The sequence below is a fragment of the Micromonospora sp. NPDC049523 genome (genome assembly GCF_040676775.1).
Taxonomy (GTDB): domain Bacteria; phylum Actinomycetota; class Actinomycetes; order Mycobacteriales; family Micromonosporaceae; genus Micromonospora_G.
In genome coordinates, this window is the sequence record NZ_JBFAPP010000035.1 from 1 (window position 1) to 22,540 (window position 22,540).

Genomic DNA, 22,540 nt, shown 5'->3' on the forward strand with positions numbered 1-22,540 from the left:
CGACGCCCTCCGGGCGTCGGCGGCTCGCCGTAGGTGTTGCGCGTTCAGCAGTCGTAGTACATGGCGAACTCGTGCGGGGTGGGGCGCAGGCGGACCGGGTCGATCTCGTTGGTGCGCTTGTAGTCGACCCAGGTGGAGACGAGGTCGGGGGTGAAGACGCCGCCTTCGAGGAGGTAGTCGTGGTCGGCTTCGAGGGAGTCGAGTACCTCGGCCAGCGAACCGGGGACCTGCTTGACCGAGCCCCACTCCTCCGGCGGGAGGTCGTAGAGGTCCTTGTCGATCGGCGTCGGCGGTTCGATCTTGCTCTTGATGCCGTCGAGGCCGGCCATCATCATGGCGGAGAAGGCCAGGTAGACGTTGGCGGACGGGTCCGGCACCCGGAACTCGACCCGCTTGGCCTTCGGGTTGCTGCCGGTCACCGGGATACGGGTGCAGGCGGAGCGGTTGCGCTGGGAGTAGACCAGGTTGACCGGGGCCTCGTAGCCCGGCACCAGCCGGCGGTAGGAGTTGACCGTCGGGTTGGTGAAGGCGAGCAGCGACGGGGCGTGGTGCAGCAGACCGCCGATGTACCAGCGGGCGGTGTCGGACAGGCCGGCGTAACCGGTCTCGTCGTAGAACAGCGGCTCGCCACCGAGCCAGAGGCTCTGGTGGGTGTGCATGCCGGAGCCGTTGTCGCCGAACAGCGGCTTGGGCATGAAGGTCGCGGTCTTGCCGGCGGCCCAGGCCTGGTTCTTGACGATGTACTTGAAGAGCTGGAGCTGGTCACCGGCGTGCAGCAGGGTCGAGAACTTGTAGTTGATCTCGGCCTGGCCGGCGGTGCCGACCTCGTGGTGCGAGCGCTCCACGGTGAAGCCGGTGTCGATCAGCCGGCGGACGATCTGGTCGCGCAGGTCGGCGTAGTGGTCGACCGGCGGGACCGGGAAGTAACCGCCCTTGTACGCGGTCTTGTAACCGCGGTTGCCGCCCTCTTCCTCACGGCCGGTGTTCCAGGCGCCCTCGATCGAGTCGATGTAGTAGAAGGCCTGGTTCGCCGAGGTCTCGTGGCGGATCGAGTCGAAGATGTAGAACTCCGCCTCGGCGCCGAAGTAGGCGGTGTCGGCGATGCCGCTCGCGGCGAGGTAGGCCTCGGCCTTCTTCGCCACGTTGCGCGGGTCCCGGGAGTACGCCTCGCGGGTGAACGGGTCGTGGATGAAGAAGTTGAGCGCCAGGGTCTTCTCGATCCGGAACGGGTCGATGAAGGCGGTGGCGACGTCGGGGAGCAGCAGCATGTCCGACTCGTGGATCGCCTGGAAACCACGGATCGACGATCCGTCGAAGGCGAGACCGTCGGTGAAGACACTGTCGTCGAACGACTCGACCGGCAGGTTGAAGTGCTGCATCACGCCCGGCAGGTCACAGAAACGTACATCGACGAACTTTACGTCCTCGTTCTTGAGGTATCGCAGGAGTTCCTCGGGATTGGCGAACACACATCCTCCTGGCACGTCCACGGGGTGGCTAGGCTGGTGGGGACGCTATGACCATGCGGTTGCCCGAGCATGTCTCTTATGTTTCTGCCGTGTTACGTCATTTGCGGAGCGTGATCCCCACTGGATGGCCGTGGTCGGGTCCCCCGCTCGGACGATACCCCGCCGAAGCCGCGGACGGCAGTGCGCGAACTCCGTGTCGCGGCCCCGGACCGGTCGGAACCGGTCGGGGGCCGGCCGGTGCCGGGCTGCCGTACGGTGCCCGATACCCTGACTCTCCGTGGCGATTCAGGATGGAAGCATGGCACTCAGTCCGGCAACGGACCCGGCCTTCGTGCCGCCGAGCCTCGCTCGCCGGTTCGGTGCGCTGATCATCGACTGGGTGCTCTGCCTGCTGGTGGCCAACTTCATCGGCGACCCGGTACGCGACGGCTGGCCCCCGGTCCTCGTACTGATCGGCGTGTACGGCTTTTTCGTCGGCCTGTTCGCCCAGACGCCGGGCATGTTCGTCACCCGCCTGCGCTGCGTCGCGTACGCCGACGGCGGCCGGATCGGGGTGATCCGCGGACTGCTCCGCGGCGTCCTGGTGTCGCTGGTGATCCCCGTGCTGATCATGGACGGGCGTCGGCGCGGCTGGCACGATCGGGCGGTCGGCTCGGTGATCGTCCCGGCCCCGCCGGCCACCGCCACCCCGGCCGGTTGACCAGATCCGTCCGCAACCGGGCGTGATTGTGTCTTCTGACGCTGGCCGCACCGGGTCAGGATCGAGCCATGGATAAAGCACTTCTTGTCATCGACGTCCAGGAGTCGTTCCGGCAGCGGCCGATCTGGCGGGCCAGTTCCAACCCCGACATCGTCGACCGGGTCTCCCGGCTGGTCGACACCGCCCGTGCCGACGGCGACCTGGTCGTCTGGGTGCTGCACAGCGAGCCCGGCACCGGCGACGTCTTCGACCCCGCGAACGGTCACGTACGGCTGGTCGAACCGCTCCGGCCCGAGTCCGGCGAGCCGGTGCTGACCAAGACCTCCCGCAACGCGTTCACCACCACGAACCTGCAACAACTCCTCACCACCAGGGGCATCCGGGAACTGGTCGTCTGCGGCATCCAGACCGAGCAGTGCTGCGAGACCACCGCCCGGGTCGCCAACGACCTCGGCTTCGACGTCACCTTCGTGATCGACGCCACCGCCACCTTCCCGATCCAGCACCGCGACGCCCCGGCCGGGCGGTCGGTGGAGGAGATCCTGGCCGACCCGACCACGCTCGGCACCGCCGACATCCTCGACCGCACCGAGTACGCGCTGGCCGGGCGGTTCGCCACCATCCGTACCGTGGCCGAGTTGACCGGCGCGGTCCCGGTCGTACCGGTCGGCTGACCGGATCGTGACCCAGGTCGTCTTCCTGCTCGTACCCCAGGTGCACCTGCTGGACCTGGCCGGGCCCGCCCAGGTCTTCTCGACCGCGGCGACCCTCGGGTACGACTACCGGCTGCACTATCTCGGCGAGCAGGAAGACGTACCGACCGCACAGGGTCTGCCGGTACGGACCGTTGTCGAGCCGCCGCGACTCGGACCGGAGGACCTGATCGTCGTACCCGGATGGCGGGCGCCGACGATCGACCGCAACGGGCAGCTCATGCCCGGCACGCTGCGCTGGCTGGCCGACCACCACGCGGCCGGCGGCACCGTGGCCAGCGTCTGTGCCGGTGCGGACGCGCTCGGCCGGGCCGGGCTGCTCGACGGGCGGCGCTGCACCACCCACCATGAGGTGCAGGACGAACTCGCCCGGCGCTACCCGAGGGCGACCGTGGTCCGTGACGTGCTCTACGTGGTCGACGGCCGGGTGGTCACCTCGGCCGGCATCGCCAGCGGCATCGACCTGGCGTTGCACCTGGTCGCCACCAGGCATGGCCCCGGCGCCGCCGGGCGGATCGCCCGTTCGATGGTGGTCTACGCCCGACGCAACGGCAACGAACAGCAGGCCAGCGCCATGCTGCGGCACCGGGCCCACCTCAGCGATGCGGTCCACCGGGCCCAGGACCAGATCGACACCCGGTACGGCGAGACGCTGCCGCTGGCCGAACTTGCCACCGGAGCCGGGGTCAGCGAACGGACCCTGACCCGGCTGTTCGTCCGGGCGACCGGGCTGACCCCGCTGCGCTATCAGCAACTACTCCGGCTGGAGCGGGCCGAGCACCTGATCGGGCACGGTGCGACCGTGGAGTCGGCGGCCCGTACGGTCGGGTTCGCCGACGCCCGGATGCTCCGCCGCCTGCGCGCCCGCCCCTGAGCCCGGCCGGTACGCCGCGCCCGCCCCTGAGCCCGGCCGGTACGCCGCGCCCGCCCCTGAGCCCGGCCGGGTACGCGGGGTCAGCGACCCCGGGTCTGGCGGAACGCGCCCTTCGCCGGGCGCATGTTCTTCGGGATCGCGCCCTTGGGCATCTGCGGCCGGGCGGTGAGCGCCTTGAGTCGCCGGTCGAGGGCGTTCACGTCCTTGCCGCTCAGGTTGCGCGGCAGCCGCATCAGCGTCATCCGCAGCTTGCGGATCGGCAGCTCACCCTCGGCCTGACCGAGCGTGTAGTCGTAGAGCGGGGCGTTGCCGATCACCTTCGCCAGCCGCCGCTTCTCCTGACCGAGCAGCCCGCGCACCCGCTGCGGGTTCCCCTCGGCCAGCAGCACCACGCCGGCCCGGCAGAGCACCAGGTGCACCATGTCCATCTGGGTGGTCGAGCTGACCGCCGGGGTCACCCGCCAGTCGCCCCGCATGCTCTCCAGGATCTGTGGCGCGGCGCCCGGCTGCCCCTCGGCGGCGTTCATCATCGCCCGGTTGGAGCGCAGGTTCAGCACGATCAGCACGGCGAGCACGGTCAGCAGGATGCCGATCGGGATCCAGATCCAGCCCCAGAACAAAAACGCGACCACGGTCAGGGCGAGCGGGATCAGTACGGCGCCGGCCGCGAGCGGGACAAACCACTTGTCCTGTTTCGCGGTGAACGAGAACACCATGCCGATCTGCTTCAGCCGCTGGCCGAACGACACCTTCTCCTGGGGTTTTGCCATGCGTGAAAGTGTAGTGGGCGGCGCGGGTCCTGTTCACCCGCGGCCACCGCTCCCGCCGCCACCGCCCCGCGATCGCCCACCGCCCCGCGATCGCCCGGGGGCTACCGGGTCCGCTCGCCGGTACGCGAACCGCTCGACTGCTTCGGCAGCACCGGCGCCGACCGTCCGGTGCCGTGGTTCCCGGAACCCGAGCCCGAGCCGGAGTCCTTCTCCTCGTGGTACTCCTCCTCGACGTTGACCTGCCACACGTCGTGGGTGGTGCCGTCGAGGATGTTCTCCGCGGTCAGCATCGCGGTGAGCATCGAGTGGTCCTGGTTGTTGTACCGGTGCATGCCGTTGCGGCCGACCGGGTGCACGTTCGGCGCCGCCTCGGCCAACCAGGCCCGGATCGTGTTGATCGCGTCCTCGTAGCCCTCGTCGTAGACCGGGTACGCCTTCGGCATCCGGACCACGTACCCGGCGCTGACCGCGCCCGGCGTGACCAGGCCCAGCCGCTCCAACTCCTCGGTGCCGAGCGCGACCAGATCGGAGTCGGCCTGCTCCCACAGGTCGTCGCCCTCGAAGACGAAATACTCCAGCCCCAGGCAGGTGAAACCGTCCCGGACCAGGTACGGCGACCAGGAGCCGAAGTTCTGGATCCGGCCGACCCGTACGCCGGGGGTGTGCACGTAGATCCAGTTGTCCGGGAAGCCGGCCTCGGCCGGGACCACCAGGGCGATGGTGAGGAAGTCGCGGTAGCGCAGCGCGTCGGCGGCGGCGAGGACCTCCGGCGGTGCCGGCGGCTCCATGATCTGCACGAGCTGGGACAGCGGCATGGTCGACACGACGTGGTCGGCGTCGTACCGCTTCGCCCCGTCGGCGTCGGTCACGGTCACCCCGACCGCCCGACCCTCGGCCCGGTGTACGGCGGTCGCCCACGACTGCATCGTGACCGTGCCGCCGGCCTTGGTCACGTGCTCGGCGGCCCGCTCCCACATCATGCCGGGGCCGAACTTCGGGTACTGGAACTCCTCGATCAGGCTGGTGATGTCCTTCTGGTTGCGCTTGGGCAGCACCGCGTTGATCACCGCGCTGGAGAGGGAGAGGTTCTTGATCCGCTGGGCCGCCCAGGCCGCCTGCAACTCGGTGGCGGGCATCCCCCACAGCTTCTCGGTGTACGTCTTGAAGAACTTGGTGTAGAGCCGGGTGCCGAACCGGGCCGACGTCCAACCCTCGAAGTGGCTCTGGTCCTTCGGCGGGTTGATCCGCGCCCACGCGTACGAGCCGACGCACCGGACCGCCTCGAACACCCCCAGGTTGCGTAGTGCGTTGCCGGCCTTGAGCGGGTAGTCGAACAGCTTGCCGTCGTAGTAGATGCGGCTCATCCGGGGCCGCAGCAGGAAGTCCTCGTCCGGCAGGATCTCGTGCCACAATGCCTCGACCTGGGAGACCTTGGTGAAGAACCGGTGCCCGCCGATGTCGAAGCGCCAGCCGTCCCGCTCCACCGTGCGGCTGATCCCGCCGACCACGTCGTCGGCCTCGAAGACCTGCACCGAGGCGTTCCGCTTGGTCAGCGCATAGGCTGCGGTCAATCCGGCCGGGCCGGCTCCGATGATTACGGTATGGGGCGTGGTCGCCATGATGCTATTCATCACCTTCGACGCGTTGACGGCAACCCCGGTGCCGAAACAGACCGATGCTCGTCAATGCGTGCGCGGCCGCCACGGGCCCGCTGGGCTGAGGCTGGACGGCCGGAATCTAACACGTGTGACGGGTTTCAGCCGTGCTGCGTCGTGATGAACAAACGCGACCGGGGTGCGCGCAACGCCCGTTCAGGCGTAACACGCACCCCGGTGCGGCGTACGGAAAGAGGGTCAGCCGGCGAGCGCGGCGACGCTGCCCTGCCGGGCGTCGAGCGCCTGCTGGTAGAGCCGACCCGCCCGGTACGACGAGCGCACCAGCGGCCCGCTCATCACCCCGGCGAAACCGATCTGCTCCGCCTCGGCGGCCAGCTCGACGAACTCCTCCGGCTTCACCCAACGCTCCACCGGGTGGTGGCGCGGGGTCGGGCGCAGGTACTGCGTGATGGTGATCAGCTCGCAGCCGGCGGCGTGCAGGTCGCGCAGCGCCTGCGAGATCTCCTCGCGCTGCTCGCCCAGCCCGAGGATCAGGTTGGACTTGGTCACCAGACCGGCCGCACGGGCCTGGGTGATGACGTCCAGCGAGCGCTCGTAGCGGAAGCCGGGCCGGATCCGCTTGAAGATCCGCGGCACGGTCTCCACGTTGTGGGCGAGGACCTCCGGCCGGGAGCCGAACACCTCGGCGAGCTGCTGCGGGTCGCCGTTGAAGTCCGGGATCAGCAGCTCGACGCCGCAACCGCCCTGGAGGGCGTGGATCTGGCGGACCGTCTCGGCGTAGAGCCAGGCGCCGCCGTCGGGCAGGTCGTCGCGGGCCACCCCGGTCACCGTCGCGTAGCGCAGCCCCATGGTGGCGACCGACTCACCGACCCGGCGCGGCTCGTCGGCGTCGAACTCGGCCGGCTTGCCGGTGTCGATCTGGCAGAAGTCGCAGCGGCGGGTGCACTGGTCACCGCCGATCAGGAAGGTGGCCTCGCGGTCTTCCCAACACTCGTAGATGTTGGGGCAGCCGGCCTCCTGACAGACCGTGTGCAGCCCCTCGCGGGAGACCAGGCTGCGAAGCTGGGTGTACTCCGGGCCCATCTTCGCCTTGACCTTGATCCACGGCGGCTTCCGCTCGATCGGAGTCGCCGCGTTGCGCGCCTCGACGCGGAGCAGGCGACGTCCCTCTGGTGCGGCGGGTCCGGTGGTCCGAGGGCCCGAAGCGGTGGCGACGTTGCCGGCCGGCTGCGGCGCGGCAGTCGGCGTTCCGGATTGCTCGATGGTCACGAATCCGAGCCTACGCGTAGCAGGTGGTCGGTGGCGGCGTAGGCGACGGGGCTCACTACCCATTGGTTGTGATCGCACTCACCCACCGCCGGAGAAACCCGCTCCCGGCTCCGGCGGGCGCCTGTTAGGGTCTCCCGCAACGGCGACGACGGAGCCGAGTAACGGTACGACCAGCAGGGCACGAGAGAGTCACCGGTAGCTGCGAAGGTGATGCCCGCCCGGGCCGTGAAGACCCTCCTGAGCTGCGGGAAGAACGATGTCGGGACCTGGGTCGCGACATCCAGTAGAGCCCGCCGACCGGCCCACGTCACGGGCGACGAAAGAGGTCGTCGGCGGTTCGCCGCCCGACGGCGAAGGTGTGGTGGCACCGCGAGGTTCCCGCTCGCCCACACCTCCCTGGGGATCGCGTTGCGATTGACGAGGAGGTAACACCACATGCGACGCGTCCTTTCCACCTCCCTTCCCACCCACGTCGGCGAATCCGTGACCGTCACCGGCTGGCTGCACCGCCGCCGCCTGCTCAAATCGGTGGCGTTCCTGATCGTGCGCGACGCCGGTGGGCTGGCCCAGGTCGTGGTCACCGACCCGGAGCTACGGGCCCGGCTGGCCGAACTGCCCGAGGAGACCGTGCTCGAGGTCACCGGCGAGGTGGCCGCGAACCCGGCCGCGCCCGCCGGGGTCGAGCTGGTGAAGCCTTCGGTACGCCTGCTCGGCGAACCCGCCGTACCGCCACCGTTCGACCTGTACCGGCCGGCCCTGGCCGCGACCCTGCCGACCCAGCTGGACCACGCGTCGGTGGCGCTGCGCCACCCGACCCGGTCGGCACCGTTGCGGATCTCCGCCGCGGCGGTGGCCGGCTTCCGGGCCACCCTCGACGCTCGCGAGTTCGTCGAGGTGCACACCCCGAAACTGGTCGCCGGTGCGACCGAGAGCGGGGCGAACGTCTTCGCACTCGACTACTTCGGGCGGCCCGCGTACCTGGCGCAGTCGCCGCAGTTCTACAAGCAGATGATGGTCGGCGTCTTCGAGCGGGTGTACGAGGTCGGGCCGGTGTTCCGGGCCGAACCGCACGACACCGCCCGTCACCTGGCCCAGTACACCTCACTCGACGTCGAGTTCGGTTTCGTCACCGACCACCGGGACGTGATGATGATGCTGCGCGAGGTGCTCGCCGGCATGCTCGACTCGGTTGCCGTACGGGCCGGGGGTGCGCTGGCCACCCTCGGGGTCGAACTGCCGTCGGTGCCGGTCGAGATCCCGTCGGTGCACTTCACCGAGGCACTGCGGATCGCCGGAGCCGAGCCGGACGAACCCGACCTCGCCCCCGCCCACGAACGGGTACTGGGGGAGTGGGCCCGCGCCGAGCACGGCTCCGACTTCCTCTTCGTCACCGGCTACCCGATGGCGAAGCGCCCGTTCTACACCCACCCGGCGCAACCGGGCAGTCCCGAGCACCGGCCGGCGTGTACGGGTGCCGTGGAACCGGCGTACTCGAACGGGTTCGACCTGCTCTTCCGTGGGGTCGAACTGGTCACCGGCGGTCAGCGCCTGCACCGGCACGCCGACTACCTGGCGGCGCTCGCCGCGCGGGGTGAGCCGGTCGAACCGGTCGCGACGTACGTGGCGGCGTTCCGGCACGGCATGCCGCCGCACGGAGGCTTCGCGATCGGGCTGGAACGGTTCGTTTCCCGGCTGACCGGTGCCGCCAACGTGCGTGAGGTCACCGCCTTCCCGCGTGACCTGCACCGCCTGACGCCGTAGCCGTCCGTCGAACGGAAGTGCCCCGGGTGTGTGTGGCTACCCGGGGCACTTCTCGACGCGGTGAACGGAAACTAGCCGAGCAGGGTCGGCAGGCGGCGCTCGACCAGGGGGAGCACCTCGGCCACGGTGACCCGGCGGCCGAGTTCGGCGGTGAGCGAGGTGACACCCGCGTCGCGGATGCCGCAAGGCACGATCTGGTCGAAAGCGCCCAGGTCACAGTCGCAGTTGATGGAGAACCCGTGCAGCGTCACGCCCCGGGCGACCCGGATGCCGAGCGCTGCGACCTTGCGGGCCGGACCGCGCTCGTCCTGCGCCACCCAGACCCCGCTGCGCCCGTCGATCCGTACCGTGGCCAGGCCGACCTCGGCGCAGACCTCCATCAGCATGTCCTCGGTACGCCGCACGTACGCGACCACGTCCACCGGGTCCGGCAGCTTCACGATCGGGTAGCCGACGAGCTGCCCCGGCCCGTGCCAGGTCAGCTTCCCGCCCCGGTCGACGTCGATCACCGGGGTGCCGTCGATCGGCCGGTCGGCCGGCTCGGTGCGCTTGCCCGCGGTGTAGACGCTCGGGTGCTCCAGCAGCAGGACCGTGTCCGGCTGCTCACCGGCGACCACCGCCGCGTGCAGGCGACGCTGTTCCTCCCACGCGGCCAGATAATCGATCTCGCCGACATGGACGGCCCGCAGGCCCGAAATAGTGCTGGTCACGCCCCCAGCGTAGTCCCGCCCAGCGCCGAAACCCCCGGTGACCATGCTCACCGCGACCCGGCTGGTTTCCATGATCATGAAGAGTTCGGCTCGTTATAGCCGGCCGAACTCTTCGTGATCACGGGAGGGCCGGGCTGTGGATGGGGTGGCGTGTCGTCCACAGGGGGAGGGGGAGGGGTGGCGGGAGAGGGGACGGGGGGACAGGGTTTCTCGGGTGTTCGATGAGTTGGTTGCTCGGCAGCACGGGGTGCTAACACGGGCACAGGCGTACGCGTGTGGGCTGAGCAAGGCGCAGGTGGAAGCGCGGGTACGGGGCGGGCGGTGGCGGTTCCTGTTCGGGCGGGTCCTCGCCACGTTCACCGGTACCCCGCCTCGGGAGGAGCTGCTCTGGGCTGCGGTGTTGCGGGCCGGACGGGGTGCCGTACTTGCGGCCCCGCCGCGGCGGCCGGTGGTACGACGACGTCGCCTACGACGCCTGGCGCACCCGCGTGGAACTCGACGGCCGGGCCGCACATCCGCCCGACCGGCGCTGGCGCGACACCCATCGCGACAACGCCGCCGCAGCAGCCGGCGAAACCACCCTGCGCTACGGCTGGACGGACGCCACCCGAACGCCCTGTGCCACCGCCCACCAGGTGGGACAGGTACTCCGCCACCACGGCTGGCCCCGCCACCCCCGCCCCTGCGGCCCGAACTGCCCGATCCCTCCGTGATCCCGAAGACTTCGGCCGGCTATGGCGAGCCGAACTCTTCCGGATCACGGCGGGGGTCACGGTTGGGGGAGGGGCCAGAGGTAGACGTCGTCTGCGCGTTGGGGTGGGCCTAGGAGGGCGGTGGCGGTTTCGCGGAGGGCGTCGACGTGGACGGGGTACTTGGCGCCGTGTACGCGGTCGGCGAGCACCACCACCTCGACCCGCCAGTGGCGCAGGTCGGCGCGGGCGGCGGCCCGGTCGGCGTCGCTGATCGGGGGCACGATGCCGGTCTGTGCCACCTCGGCGAACAGGGCGTCGGTGAACCGGGGGACCGGGCCGATCCGGCCCCGCCCGTCCGGGCCGCCGGGGCCGAGGAAGAAGCCGGACGGGATGGCGAACTCGCCCTGCCGGTGGGCGAGCGCGTACGCCTGCCAGCGCTGCCCGTCCGGGGTCACGTCGAGGGTGAACGGCAGCGGCGCCAGTACGCCGTCGGCGCTGACGTACTCGCGCCAGTCGCCGGAGGTGATGAACCTCGGTATCGGTTCCCGTTCGATCGTCAGCAGGCTCACCGGCACCAGCGGCAGCAGGGCGACCGCGAAGCCGACCGTCCAGCCGATCCGGGCCCGCCGGTCCAGCCGCGCCTTTGCCAGCTGCTCCACCGCGTACGCGAGCAGCAGGCCGAGTACGGGTGCCACCACCAGGGCGAGCCGGGACGGCAGCGCGGCGTTGAACACGGGCAGCTTGCCGAGCAGCGCGTACGGCAGCGGGAAGTCGAGGATGTGGCCGTCGACTTTGATCCTGGGTCCCCAGGACAGGACGGCGAAGACCGCGGCGGTGACCGCGAGGGCGCGCAGGGTGGCCCGTCGTCCGGGTTCGGCGTGCCGCCAGAGCAGGACGAAGCAGAGCACCGCGAGGATCAGCAGCGGCAGCCCGAAGAACGAGTTCTCCTCGGTCGGGTTCGGCGCGAGCGACGAGTCGAGGCCGGCCACGCCGGCCAGCGAGCGGGCCGGGAAGGCGCCGAAGGCGAGGATGTCCTCGGCATGGATGCGGGGGTCGAAGCCGGTGCCGTGGTAACGCTGCGGGCCGAGGAAGTGCAACCATAACGGGTACGACAGCAGCGCGAACGCCACCGCGCCGGCAACCGCGAGCCCGCGTAGGAAGGTCGGCAGGGCGGCGCGTGCCTGTGCCCGGCGGCTGCGGTCCAGTGACCAGGTGCCGAGCCACACCGCGCAGGCCAGGGCGGTGAAGAACAGCCCCTCGGCGGCGATCGAGAAGGTCACCGCGACCAGCACCCCGAGTACGACACCGTTGCGTACCCAGCGCCCCGGTGAGTGCAGGTTCAGCACCCGCCACAGCAGCAGTGGGACCAGCCAGCCGGCGGTCCAGTTCAGGTGGGCGTTGGCGTGCGACACCATGCCGGGCGCGAAGCCGACGAAGAGCCCACCGAGCAGGGCTGCCGGGCGGTACCGGACCAGGTGCCGGGAGAGCAGCCAGTACCAGGCGAGCGCGGTCGCGGCCAGGTTGAGCGTGAGTACGACCAGGAAGGTCGCCGGTGGCCCGATCAGGTACGTCAGCGGGGCGAAGACCACGGCGTACACGGTGATCGAGGTGTTGACCGCGAGGTTGACCCCGTCGGGGGCGTTGAGCAGCGACGTGAACAACGGGTCGGCGCCGTGAGTGAACGCGTGCGCGCCGTAGGCGAGCAGCCATTCGAAGAGGGCCTGGTCGCTGGAGTTGACGGTGATCGCCCGGCCGTTCGGGTCGCCCCACAGGCCACTGGTCACCCAGACCGCGAGCGCCACTGCCGCGACGAGGGCGAGCAGGTCAACCCGCCTGTCGTGGGTTGCCCCGGTCGGTCGTACGGGTGGTGGCGGCGGTTCGGAACCGGTCGGTGTCGGCCCGGCGACCAGGGGCGAGGAGATCGGCACGGGGCGGACGTTACCAATTTTCGTCCGACACGCCCGCGTTGCGCCTAGCCTTGACTGGCTTACTGAAAATGACTATCAATTCAATTGATAGCTGGTGCCGTGCTCGGAAAGGTCCGTACCGTGAAGATTTCTTTTGTCGGCAAGGGTGGCAGTGGCAAGACCACGCTGGCCGCGCTGTTCGCCCGCCACCTCGCCGACGCGTCGACCCCGCTGCTGGCCATCGACGCCGACATCAACCAACATCTCGCCGCCGCGCTCGGCGCGACCGAACACGAGGCGCTCACGCAGCCCGCGCTCGGCGACCACCTCGGCGAGATCAAGGAGTACCTGCGCGGCGACAACCCACGCATCACCTCGGCGGCGGCAATGGTCAAGACCACCCCGCCCGGCCGGGGCTCCCGGCTGCTCCCGGTCACCGGGGCCAACCCGCTCTACGACACCCTGGTCCGCGAGGTGGGCGGCATCCGGCTCGCGGTCACCGGCCCGTTCAGCACCGAGGACCTCGGCGTGGCCTGCTACCACTCCAAGGTCGGCGCGGTGGAACTGCTGCTCAACCACCTGGTCGACGGCCCCGGCGAGTACGTGCTGGTGGACATGACCGCGGGCGCCGACTCGTTCGCCTCCGGCCTGTTCACCCGCTTCGACACCACCTTCCTGGTCTGCGAACCGACCCTGCGCAGCATCGGCGTCTACCGCCAGTACGTCGGCTACGCCCGCGAGTACGGCGTACGGGTGCACGTGGTCGGCAACAAGGTGGACGACGAGTCCGACGTCGAGTTCCTCCGCGAACACGTCGGCGCCGACCTGCTCACCTGGATCGGTCGGTCGACGTACGTCAAGGCCGCCGAACGGGGCACGACGATGCCGATCTCGGCCCTGGAGCCGACCAACCGCGAAGCGCTCGACCTGATGCGCGCCACCGTCGACGCGGGCGGCAAGGACTGGGCCACCTACACCCGGCAGGCGGTCGAATTCCACCTGCGCAACGCGACCGCCTGGGCCAACGACCGGGTCGGCGAAGACCTCGCCGGCCAGGTCGACCCGGACTTCGTACTCGGCCCGACCGCGGTGGACCTCGCCGGTCGGGCCGGATGACGACTCCAATCGCACAACCGACAAGCCCCATGACAGAAGGAGAAAGCATGTCCCTCGACGTTTCCGCGGCGCTGCTGGAGCGGGCCGAGGCCGGTCAGGTCGACGACGCCGAGTTCGTCGACTGTGTCCGGACCTCACTGCCGTACGCCTGGACCGTGGTCTCGGACGTGGCCGCCCGGTCGGCGGACCCGGCGCTCGAGTTCGCCGACCACGCGGTGCCGCCGCCGAGCGAGGCCGAGCGCGGGCAACTGCTGCGCGCCCTGGCCAGCGACGCCATCCGGGGTGGGCTGGAGCGCCACTTCGGAGTGAAGCTCGCGTTCCAGAACTGCCACCGGGTGGCCGCGTTCAAGCTCGGCGCCGTCGGCGGCGACACCTACCGGCGGTTCATCTCCCCGCTCGCCCAGGTACGCAACCAGTCCCCGGAGCTACGCGACTGCTGAGACGGTGTGCGCAGGGGCCCCTCGTCGTCGTCCGCGAGGGGCCCCACCCGACCCGGGACACCTGCGGCGGAGCGGGAGGGGCACATGCCGGCATAGGCGAATATGTGACTGCCAACCATGTCATGGCGCCGTCATGCGGACGTAACGTTCCGGCAACTCGGGGGTGACTCAGTTCACAATTCATCGTCAGGAGACGCCGTGCGCCGCCGCCCATCAGCGTTACTCACCCGGATCGTCCGCGCCGCCGCCGTACCCGTGCTCATCGCCGCGGCGGTCCTCACCGGAGCCGCGCCCGCCCAGGCCGCCAGCCTCACCCAGGTCACCGGCTTCGGCAGCAACCCCGGCAACCTCAGCATGTACGCCTACCGCCCCGACGGCCTGCCGTCGAACGCGCCCCTGGTGGTCGCGCTGCACGGCTGCACCCAGGACGCGAACGGCTACTACACCAACTCCGGTTGGAAGAAGTTCGCCGACCAGTGGAAGTTCGCCGTCATCTTCCCGCAGACCAGCGCGTCCAACGCCGCCAACGCCTGCTTCAACTGGTTCCTCACCGGCGACACCACCCGGGGCCAGGGTGAACCGGCCTCGATCAAGCAGATGGTCGACTACTCGGTGGCCAACTACGGGACCAACCCCGCCCGCGTCTACGTCACCGGCCTGTCCGCCGGTGGTGCGATGACCGCGGCGATGCTCGCCACCTACCCCGACGTCTTCGCCGCCGGCTCGGTGGTCGCCGGGCTGCCGTACCGCTGCGCCACCTCGCAGACCAACGCGTACACCTGCATGTACTCGACCGTGAGCAAGACCCCGCAGCAGTGGGGCGACCTGGTCCGCGCCGGCTACTCCGGCTACACCGGCCCGCGCCCCCGGGTGTCGATCTGGCACGGTCGCTCCGACGCGGTAGTGGTGCCGGCCAACGGCACCGAACTGCGCGACCAGTTCACCAACGTGGCGGGCGTCTCGCAGACCCCGACCAGCACCTCGACGCTGCCGGCCAACACCACCCTCGAGGTGTACGGCAACGACGCGGTACGGCTCTACCAGGTGGCGAGCATGGGTCACGGCACCCCGGTCGACCCGGGCAGCGGCGCCGACCAGTGCGGCACCGCCGCGGCGTACTTCCTGGACACCATCTGCTCGGCGTACCGGGACGCGCTCTTCTTCGGCCTCGACGGCGGCTCCACCGGTCCGGGCAACCCGGGTGAGCCGGGCGCCCCGGCCACCCCCACCGGCCTCGCCGTCACCGGCACCACCGCCAGCGCGGTGTCGCTGAGCTGGGGTGCGGCGAGCGGGGCGAGCGGCTACCACGTCTACCGCAACGGCAGCCGGGTGACCACGACCGCCGTGGGCAGCGCCGCCTACACCGACTCCGGTCTGACCGCCGGAACCACCTACTCGTACGCGGTCAGCGCGGTGAACTCCGCCGGCACCGAGAGCGCCCGTTCCGCCACGGTCTCCGCGACCACCACCGGTGGCACCACGCCCCCGGTCTGCGTCACCGCCACCAACTACGCGCACGTGCAGGCCGGTCGCGCCTACCAGTCCGGCGGGTACGCGTACGCCAACGGCTCCGCCCAACGGATGGGCCTCTACAACACCTTCTACACCTCGACGCTGAAGCAGACCGGCCCCAACTACTGGGTCATCGGCTGCTGAACCCCCGCTGATCGCGCAGGGCCTCCGGTTACCGGTTCTTCGGTAACCGGAGGCCCTGCGCGTCGGCGTCAGTCGGTGAGGGCGGCGTGCAGGGCGCCGGGCAGGTCCGGATGCCGGTACGTGAAGCCGGCTCGGGGCAGCACCCCCGGCACCACCCGGGAACTGGTCAACGCCTCGACCGCGAGCCCGCCCAGCAGGATCCGCAGGGCGAAGCCGGGAATCGGCAGCACCGCCGGCCGGTGCAGCGCGGCACCCAGTTCGCGGGTGAACTCGTGGTTGGTGACCGGCTCCGGACTCACCACGTTGACCGCTCCGGCGATGTCGTCACGGTCCAGCAGGAACTCCACCGCGGCCAGCCAGTCGGCCAGCGCGATCCACGGCATCCACTGCCGGCCACCGGCCAGCGGGCCGCCGATGCCGAGCCGGAACGGCAGGAGCTGCGGCTTGAGGAAACCGGCGTCCCGGTGCAGGGCGTAGCCGGTACGCAGCCGGACCACCCGTACGCCGGCATTCTCCGCCGGCCCGGTCGCCGCCTCCCAGACCCGGCACATGTCGGCGAGGAAGCCGTCACCGGCCGGGGTCTCCTCGGTGACCGGCCGGTCGCCGGTGTCGCCGTACCAGCCGATCGCCGAGCCGTTCAGCAGCACCGCCGGCCGGTCGGCCGGGGGCAGGGCGGCGATCGCCTCGGCCAGTGTGCGGGTGGTGTCCACCCGGCTCGTGCGAATCAGTTCGCGGTACCGCTCGGTCCACCGCTGGTCGCCGACCCCGGCGCCGGCCAGGTTGACCACCGCCCCGGTGCCGGCGAGTGCCGTCGGGTCGAGCTGTCCCGCCGCCGGATTCCACTGCACCTGGCCGGGGTTCCGAGGCGGATGGCGTACGAGTTGGACAACCTCGTGGCCGCCGGCCCGCAGCCGTTCGATCAGCCGACTGCCGAGGAAGCCGGACGCACCGGCGGCAAGGATCCGCATGCGTCCATCCTGGCAGAGCCGCCGATCGCCGCACGGCGGGCCGCCCGCGAACGGCCGCCCGCCGCCCGGTGAACGGGTCGGGGACCGCGGGGCGGATGCCCCGCGGTCCCCGAGGACCGTGCTGTGTGGTGCCGGTCAGGCCAGTTCGGCCTCGAAGTTGCCGGCCTCCAGCCGCTCCTTCACCGCGGTGAGGAAACGGGCCGCGTCGGCGCCGTCGACCAGCCGGTGGTCGTAGGAGAGCGCCAGGTAGACCATCGACCGCGGCGCGATCACCTCGCCGAGATCCGGGTCGTTGACCACGACGGCCCGCTTGACCACCGCGCCGGTGCCCAGGATGGCCGCCTGCGGTGCCGGCACGATCGGGGTGTCGAAGAGCGCCCCGCGGCTGCCGGTGTTGGTGATCGTGAAGGTCGCGCCGGAGATCTCGTCCGGGCTGATCTTGTTGGACCGGGTCCGCTCGGCGACGTCCGCGATCCGCCGGGCCAGACCGGCGAGGTTGAGGTCACCGGCCTCCTTGATCACCGGTACGAGCAGGCCCTTCTCGGTGTCGACCGCGATGCCCAGGTTCTCGCCCGCCGGGTACGTGATGGTGCCCGCGTCCAGGTCGATCGACGCGTTCACCACCGGGTACGTCTTCAGCGCCTCCACCGCGGCGAGCGCGAAGAAGGGGAGGAAGGAGAGCTTGACGCCGTGCTTGGCCACGAAGTCGTTCTTGGCCTGCTGACGCAACCGGGCGATCTTGGTGACGTCCACCTCGACCACGGTGGTGAGCTGCGCCGAACTCTGCAGCGACTCGAACATCCGCCGGGCGATGGTGACCCGGGTCCGGGTGAGCTTCTCGGTCCGGCCCCGCAGCGGGCTCGGCTCGGCCTTCGCGGCGGCCGGCTTGGCAGCCGCCGGAGCGGCAGCGGCCGGTGCCGGGCGGGCCGCGGCGGCACGGGCCTTCTCCGCCGCCTCCAGCACGTCCTGCTTGCGGATCCTGCCGCCCACGCCGGTGCCGGTGACCGTCGACAGGTCGACGCCCTGGTCACTGGCGAGCCGGCGGACCAGCGGGGTGACGTAACCGGCGACGTCCTCGCCGTTGGTCTGCGCCACCGGAGCGGCCGCCGGCCGGGCTGCCGCGGCCGGCTGGGCCGCCTGCTCGGTCTGCACCGGCTTGGTGGACTGCTCGGCCTCGGCGACCGGCGCGGCGTACGACGCACCGGAGACCGGGTCGGGCTGGGCCGCCGGGGCCTGCTCGGCCTTGGGCGCCGGGGCCGGTTCGGCCTTGGCGGGCGCCGGGGTCGGCTCCGGGGCCGGGGTAGCGGCCGGTGCGGCACCTGCGGCACCGATCACGGCGAGGTCGGCACCGACCGCGGCGGTTTCGTCCTCGGCGACCTTGATCTCCAGCAGCGTGCCGGCGGCCGGCGACGGGATCTCGGTGTCCACCTTGTCGGTGGAGACCTCGAGCAGCGGCTCGTCGGCCTCGACGGTGTCGCCGACGGCCTTGAGCCAGCGGGTGACCGTGCCCTCGGTGACGCTCTCGCCGAGGGCGGGCATCTTGAGCACGGTGCCGCCGCCGGTGGCCGGGGCGGTCGCCGCCGGGGCGGGCTCGGCCGCGGCCGGCTCCGGTGCGGGGGCGGCCGCCTGCGGCTCCTCCGCAACCGGCTCGTCCTCGGCGGGTGCCTGCTGTGCGGGCGGGGCGGCCTCGGGGGCCGGGGCGCTGTCGCCGGCCGACTCGCCCTCACCGGAGATGACGGCGAGTTCGCTACCGACCTCGGCGGTCTCGTCCTCGCTCACCACGATCCGGCTCAGCACGCCAGCCGCGGGGGAGGGGATCTCGGTGTCGACCTTGTCGGTCGAGACCTCGAGCAGCGGCTCGTCGACCTCGACCCGGTCGCCCTCCTGCTTCAGCCAGCGCGTGACGGTGCCCTCGGTGACGCTCTCGCCGAGCCGGGGCATGGTGACCGATACCGGCATCTCTCAAGACTCCTTCGTGGCCTTTGCGATGGTCACCCGGTTGCCGCCGGGTGTCGCGGAAGATCTGTGCTGTCAGGCGTGCGCGTGCAACGGCTTGCCGGCCAGGGCGAGGAACGCCTCGCCGAGGGCCTCGGTCTGGGTCGGGTGGGCGTGTACGAGCTGCGCCACGTCGGCCGGGTAGGCCTCCCAGTTGAAGATCAACTGAGCCTCGCCGACCAACTCGCCGACCCGGGCGCCGACCATGTGTACGCCGACCACCGGCCCGTCGGAGACCCGTACCAGCTTGACGAAGCCGGCCGTCTTGAGGATCTGGCTCTTGCCGTTGCCGCCGAGGTTGTAGTTGTACGTCGACACCTTGTCGGCGCCGTACTTCTCCTTGGCCTTCGCCTCGGTGAGCCCGACGGAGGCAAGCTCGGGGTCGGAGTAGGTGACCCTCGGGATGCCGTTCTCGTCGATCACGGCGGGGTTCAGCCCGGCGATCTCCTCCGCGACGAAGATGCCCTGCTGGAAACCGCGGTGGGCGAGTTGCAGGCCGGGCACGATGTCACCGACGGCGAAGATGTTCGCCACGCCGGTACGCAGCCGCTCGTCGGTCAGCACGAAGCCTCGGTCGACCTTGATGCCCTGCTCCTCGTAACCGAGGTTGGCGGTGGTCGGGCCGCGGCCGACGGCGACCAGCAGCAGCTCGGCCTCGAAGGTCTCGCCGCCCTCGATGGTCGCCTTGACGCCGGTCTCGGTCCGCTCGACCTTCTCGAACCGCTTGCCGGTCTTGAAGTTGATGCCACGCTTGCGGAAGGCGCGCTCGAGGGCCTTCGAGGACTCCTCGTCCTCGGCGGCGACCAGTCGGGGCAGCGCCTCGATGATCGTCACGTCCACCCCGAACGAGCGCCACACGCTGGCGAACTCGACGCCGATGACGCCGCCGCCCAGCACGATCGCCGAACTCGGCACCCGGTCGAGCACCAGGGCGTGGTCACTGGTGATCACCCGCTCGCCGTCGATCTCCAGGCCGGGCAGGCTGCGGGCGTACGAGCCGCTGGCCAGGATGATGTTGCGTCCGGTGTAGCGGCGACCCTCCACCTCGACGGTGTCCGGGCCGACCAGCTTGCCGTGACCCTCCACGACGGTGATCTTCGCGCTCTTGATCAGGCCCTGCAGGCCCTTGTAGAGGCGGGAGATGACCCCGTCCTTGTACGAGTTCACCCCGGACATGTCGATCCCGATCAGCTCGGCCTTGATGCCGAACTGCTCGGACTCGCGGGTCTGGTCGGCGATCTCCGCCGCGTGCAGCAGCGCCTTCGTGGGGATGCACCCGTTGTGCAGGCAGGTCCCACCGAGCTTGCCCTTTTCGATCAGCGCGACCGACAGGTCAAGCTGCGCGGCGCGCAGCGCCGCCGCGTACCCCCCGCTGCCACCGCCGAGAATGACAACATCGAAGGTTTCGCCGTTCGGCTCGCTCACAGTTAACTCCCAGGTCGCGTCGCTGCCACGAGGGCCATGCCAATGGAAACGGGCATTTCGTCCTCACCGACCGTTGCATTCCGGCCGGATACCTTCTACCTGGGCCATCTTGTCACTTGCAGTCCCGCGCCGCGTAACTGAGGTGCCCAAGGACACGTCCGTTCCACGTACTCTTTGCCCAACCACCGGACACGACCGGCACGGGTGGGCGGGAGGAGAAGAGCGGGTGGCCTGGTTTAGGCGCCGCAAGCAGGGCGGCAACGCGGCAGGTGATCGCGTTGCGAACCGCGGGGACGTGGAACACCTGGAGCAGTTCGTCAAGTCCAGACGGGGCGTCGAGGCGTTCATCGAGCCGCGTACGACGGTGACCGAGACGACAGTGATGTTGATCGCGTCGGACGGGGAGTGGACCCGACGCCGGATCGACAGCCCGGAGGGCGCCCGCCGCTTCGCCCACAAGATGGCGATCCCGATCTACGACGTGCGCCTGGTCGGCTACCCGCAGCGGATGCGCGACTTCAACGAGCGCCGCAAACGGAGTACGGGTGCCTGACGTGCGTCGGACGTGCGGCCGGGGTTGAGCAACGAGCAGCTTGAGCCGAGCGGGCGGGCTGGTCACGGAGGCTGGTGAACCGGTGCGGCGAACGCGCCGGCCCCCGGCCACGCTCGGCCGGGGGTCGGTTCGCGGGTACCGCTCAGTTGTTGGCGGCGATGTCCTCGACCAGGTGCAGCAGGGTCCGTACCGGCACCGCGGTGCCGCCCTTGGCCCAGTAACCGGTCGGCTCACCCGAGTGGTAACTCGGGCCGGCGATGTCGATGTGCGCCCAGTCGACCCCGTCGGCGACGAACTCGCGTAGGAAGACGCCGCCCTGCAGCATGTGACCGGCCCGGTCCATACCCGCGTTGACCTGCGAGATGTCGGCGACGTCGGAGTCCATGCCCTTGCGCACGTCCTCCGGCAGCGGCATCGGCCAGGCCGGCTCGCCGACCGCTTCACCGGCGGCGCGTACGCGGGTGCACAGCTCCGGCGTACCCATCACCCCGGCGACCCGCTTGCCCAGCGCGACCACCTGGCCGCCGGTCAGGGTCGAGGTCTCCAGCAGGTAGTCGCAGCCGTCCGCGCAGGCCCGGGCGATCGCGTCGGCCAGGATCATCCGGCCCTCGGCGTCGGTGTTGAGCACCTCGACCCGCTTGCCGTCGAACATGGTGATCACGTCGCCGGGGCGGTAGCTGCTCGCCGACGGCATGTTCTCCGCCATCGGCAGGTAGGCCTGCACCGACACGGCCGGCTTCAGCTCCGCGATGGCGAGCATGGTGGCGGCGACCGCCGCCGCGCCGGCCATGTCCGACTTCATCTCCCACATGCCCTGCGCCGGCTTGATCGAGACGCCACCGGTGTCGAAGGTGATGCCCTTGCCGACCAGCGCGATCCGCTTCCCGGCCCCGGCGGTGCCGGCCGGCGGCTGGTAGCTCAGCTTGACCAGCCGCGGCGGCGCGTCGGAGCCCTGCCCGACCGCGACGATGCCGCCGTAACCGCCGGCCGCGAGGGCCTTCTCGTCCAGCACCTCGACGGTCAGGCCGGCCGCGTCGGCGGCGGCCACCACCGACTCGGCGAACGACGGCGGGCGCAGCTCGTTCGGGGCGGTGTTCACCCAGTCCCGGGTCCGGGTGACGGCGGCGGCGACCACGGTCGCGCGGGCGATCTCGGCGCGGGCGGCCGCGTCGGCGGCGTCCGGCACGTGCACCGAGATCTCCACCACCGGGGTACGGCGGGTCGGCTGCGGGCGGGTCTTGTAACCGGTGAACCGGTAACCGCCGATCAGGGCACCCTCGGCCACCGCGCGCAGCGCGGCCGGGGCGTCCTCGTCGTCGGGCACCGGCAGGCTCAGCGCCACCCGGTCCGCGCCGGCCAGGGCCCGGATCGCGGACCCCGCAGCCCGGCGCAGGGTTTCCGGTGCGGGGGCGGCGCCGGTCGGCTCGGCACCCAGACCCACGGCCACGACCAGCGGGGCGGTGACCGTACCGAGCGTGGCGAGCTTGATCACCTCGCCCTGGGCGCCGGTCGCGCCGAGCAGGGCCAGGGTCTCGGTCAGGCGTCCGTCGAACGCGGCGGCGATGCTTTCCGCCCCGGTCGCCAGCAGCAGCGTGCCGGCGTACCCGCCGGGCCCCTCACCCCCGGTGTCCGCGGATCCGCTCTGGCTGTGCACGCCGATGACGAGGGCGTCGACGGCAAGCTCCGCGGGGTCGGTGTCGACCAGGCTGAGGGTGGTGCTGGGCGATGTCACTCGGCGTCTCCGGACGGGCTTGGCCGGCCGCGTTGTGCGCGGTCCGGCGACGAAGGTCTCCGGCGAACCTACCCGCCGGAGAGGTCGGCTGTCCCAGCGACTGTCGCCGTAGGGATCCCGCCGATGTTAATCACCAGGTCGAGCCCGGGTGAGCCAGGAGGGCGACCCCCGGTA

The 22,540-nt window shown here is 70.9% G+C and carries 19 protein-coding genes; 9 read left to right on the forward strand and 10 right to left on the reverse strand.

The window, feature by feature from the left end; genetic code table 11:
* Positions 1-44 precede the first annotated feature (44 nt).
* Positions 45-1,469, reverse strand: coding sequence for a type I glutamate--ammonia ligase (gene glnA, locus AB0J90_RS33280; RefSeq protein WP_363602846.1), 1,425 nt, complete (start codon positions 1,467-1,469; stop codon positions 45-47).
* A 298-nt stretch (positions 1,470-1,767) separates the two neighbouring features.
* Here glnA and AB0J90_RS33285 point away from each other — a divergent pair, with 298 nt between their 5' ends.
* From AB0J90_RS33285 to AB0J90_RS33295, 3 genes are all read left to right on the forward strand, one after another.
* Entirely contained in the window at positions 1,768-2,169 is a 402-nt protein-coding gene (locus tag AB0J90_RS33285; protein ID WP_363602848.1) for an RDD family protein, read from the forward strand.
* Between the two features lie 68 nt (positions 2,170-2,237).
* Complete coding sequence (locus AB0J90_RS33290) at positions 2,238-2,843, forward strand: isochorismatase family protein (RefSeq protein ID WP_363602850.1); 606 nt, start codon at positions 2,238-2,240, stop codon at positions 2,841-2,843.
* A 7-nt stretch (positions 2,844-2,850) separates the two neighbouring features.
* Positions 2,851-3,756: a DJ-1/PfpI family protein gene (locus AB0J90_RS33295; protein WP_363602852.1), complete on the forward strand. Its 906-nt coding sequence runs from the start codon at positions 2,851-2,853 to the stop codon at positions 3,754-3,756.
* Between the two features lie 80 nt (positions 3,757-3,836).
* On the opposite strand, the gene AB0J90_RS33300 is transcribed toward AB0J90_RS33295, so the two are convergent.
* The 3 genes from AB0J90_RS33300 to lipA all read right to left on the reverse strand — a co-directional run bounded on the left by AB0J90_RS33300 (position 3,837) and on the right by lipA (position 7,474).
* A complete protein-coding gene (locus AB0J90_RS33300; RefSeq protein ID WP_326556626.1) occupies positions 3,837-4,526 on the reverse strand; it encodes a DUF4191 domain-containing protein in 690 nt (229 codons plus the stop codon).
* A 101-nt stretch (positions 4,527-4,627) separates the two neighbouring features.
* The gene (locus AB0J90_RS33305) at positions 4,628-6,157 is read right to left on the reverse strand and encodes an NAD(P)/FAD-dependent oxidoreductase (RefSeq protein ID WP_363602854.1); all 1,530 of its coding nucleotides are present in this window, start codon (positions 6,155-6,157) and stop codon (positions 4,628-4,630) included.
* A gap of 222 nt (positions 6,158-6,379) precedes the next feature.
* Positions 6,380-7,474: a lipoyl synthase gene (lipA, locus tag AB0J90_RS33310; protein WP_363602856.1), complete on the reverse strand. Its 1,095-nt coding sequence runs from the start codon at positions 7,472-7,474 to the stop codon at positions 6,380-6,382.
* A gap of 372 nt (positions 7,475-7,846) precedes the next feature.
* On the opposite strand from lipA, the gene aspS reads away from it, so the two are divergent.
* Positions 7,847-9,172, forward strand: coding sequence for an aspartate--tRNA(Asn) ligase (gene aspS, locus AB0J90_RS33315; RefSeq protein WP_363602858.1), 1,326 nt, complete (start codon positions 7,847-7,849; stop codon positions 9,170-9,172).
* Between the two features lie 71 nt (positions 9,173-9,243).
* Here the strand turns inward: aspS and lipB are convergent, their stop codons facing one another.
* A complete protein-coding gene (lipB, locus tag AB0J90_RS33320) occupies positions 9,244-9,882 on the reverse strand; it encodes a lipoyl(octanoyl) transferase LipB (protein WP_363602860.1) in 639 nt (212 codons plus the stop codon).
* Positions 9,883-10,307: 425 nt separating this feature from the next.
* On the opposite strand from lipB, the gene AB0J90_RS33325 reads away from it, so the two are divergent.
* Entirely contained in the window at positions 10,308-10,595 is a 288-nt protein-coding gene (locus AB0J90_RS33325) for a hypothetical protein (RefSeq protein WP_363602862.1), read from the forward strand.
* A gap of 56 nt (positions 10,596-10,651) precedes the next feature.
* Here AB0J90_RS33325 and AB0J90_RS33330 read toward each other — a convergent pair whose 3' ends face one another.
* A complete protein-coding gene (locus AB0J90_RS33330; protein WP_363602939.1) occupies positions 10,652-12,397 on the reverse strand; it encodes a DUF2079 domain-containing protein in 1,746 nt (581 codons plus the stop codon).
* Positions 12,398-12,622: 225 nt separating this feature from the next.
* On the opposite strand from AB0J90_RS33330, the gene AB0J90_RS33335 reads away from it, so the two are divergent.
* From AB0J90_RS33335 to AB0J90_RS33345, 3 genes are all read left to right on the forward strand, one after another.
* Positions 12,623-13,597 carry an ATP-binding protein gene (locus AB0J90_RS33335; RefSeq protein WP_363602864.1) on the forward strand — a complete coding sequence of 325 codons (975 nt, stop codon included), beginning with the start codon at positions 12,623-12,625 and terminating at the stop codon, positions 13,595-13,597.
* Positions 13,598-13,644: 47 nt separating this feature from the next.
* A complete protein-coding gene (locus tag AB0J90_RS33340) occupies positions 13,645-14,037 on the forward strand; it encodes an SCO5389 family protein (protein WP_363602866.1) in 393 nt (130 codons plus the stop codon).
* 198 nt (positions 14,038-14,235) lie between these two features.
* Positions 14,236-15,693 carry a PHB depolymerase family esterase gene (locus tag AB0J90_RS33345; RefSeq protein ID WP_363602868.1) on the forward strand — a complete coding sequence of 486 codons (1,458 nt, stop codon included), beginning with the start codon at positions 14,236-14,238 and terminating at the stop codon, positions 15,691-15,693.
* Between the two features lie 68 nt (positions 15,694-15,761).
* On the opposite strand, the gene AB0J90_RS33350 is transcribed toward AB0J90_RS33345, so the two are convergent.
* The 3 genes from AB0J90_RS33350 to lpdA form a co-directional block, all read right to left on the reverse strand.
* A complete protein-coding gene (locus AB0J90_RS33350; protein WP_363602870.1) occupies positions 15,762-16,661 on the reverse strand; it encodes a TIGR01777 family oxidoreductase in 900 nt (299 codons plus the stop codon).
* A 135-nt stretch (positions 16,662-16,796) separates the two neighbouring features.
* Entirely contained in the window at positions 16,797-18,620 is a 1,824-nt protein-coding gene (sucB, locus tag AB0J90_RS33355) for a 2-oxoglutarate dehydrogenase, E2 component, dihydrolipoamide succinyltransferase (RefSeq protein WP_363602872.1), read from the reverse strand.
* A gap of 72 nt (positions 18,621-18,692) precedes the next feature.
* Positions 18,693-20,081 carry a dihydrolipoyl dehydrogenase gene (gene lpdA / locus AB0J90_RS33360; protein ID WP_363602874.1) on the reverse strand — a complete coding sequence of 463 codons (1,389 nt, stop codon included), beginning with the start codon at positions 20,079-20,081 and terminating at the stop codon, positions 18,693-18,695.
* Between the two features lie 226 nt (positions 20,082-20,307).
* On the opposite strand from lpdA, the gene AB0J90_RS33365 reads away from it, so the two are divergent.
* Entirely contained in the window at positions 20,308-20,634 is a 327-nt protein-coding gene (locus AB0J90_RS33365) for a hypothetical protein (RefSeq protein ID WP_363602877.1), read from the forward strand.
* Positions 20,635-20,776: 142 nt separating this feature from the next.
* On the opposite strand, the gene AB0J90_RS33370 is transcribed toward AB0J90_RS33365, so the two are convergent.
* Entirely contained in the window at positions 20,777-22,366 is a 1,590-nt protein-coding gene (locus AB0J90_RS33370; protein WP_363602879.1) for a leucyl aminopeptidase, read from the reverse strand.
* Positions 22,367-22,540 lie beyond the last annotated feature (174 nt).

Bases quoted from the DNA above. Each gene is read 5' to 3' on its own strand.
- AB0J90_RS33305 (WP_363602854.1), bottom strand. From the start codon at position 6,157: ATGAATAGCATCATGGCGACCACGCCCCATACCGTAATCATCGGAGCC.
- AB0J90_RS33350 (WP_363602870.1), bottom strand. From the start codon at position 16,661: ATGCGGATCCTTGCCGCCGGTGCGTCCGGCTTCCTCGGCAGTCGGCTG.
- lipA (WP_363602856.1), bottom strand. From the start codon at position 7,474: ATGGGTAGTGAGCCCCGTCGCCTACGCCGCCACCGACCACCTGCTACG.
- AB0J90_RS33340 (WP_363602866.1), top strand. From the start codon at position 13,645: ATGTCCCTCGACGTTTCCGCGGCGCTGCTGGAGCGGGCCGAGGCCGGT.
- AB0J90_RS33300 (WP_326556626.1), bottom strand. From the start codon at position 4,526: ATGGCAAAACCCCAGGAGAAGGTGTCGTTCGGCCAGCGGCTGAAGCAG.
- aspS (WP_363602858.1), top strand. From the start codon at position 7,847: ATGCGACGCGTCCTTTCCACCTCCCTTCCCACCCACGTCGGCGAATCC.
- AB0J90_RS33285 (WP_363602848.1), top strand. From the start codon at position 1,768: ATGGCACTCAGTCCGGCAACGGACCCGGCCTTCGTGCCGCCGAGCCTC.
- AB0J90_RS33290 (WP_363602850.1), top strand. From the start codon at position 2,238: ATGGATAAAGCACTTCTTGTCATCGACGTCCAGGAGTCGTTCCGGCAG.
- sucB (WP_363602872.1), bottom strand. From the start codon at position 18,620: ATGCCGGTATCGGTCACCATGCCCCGGCTCGGCGAGAGCGTCACCGAG.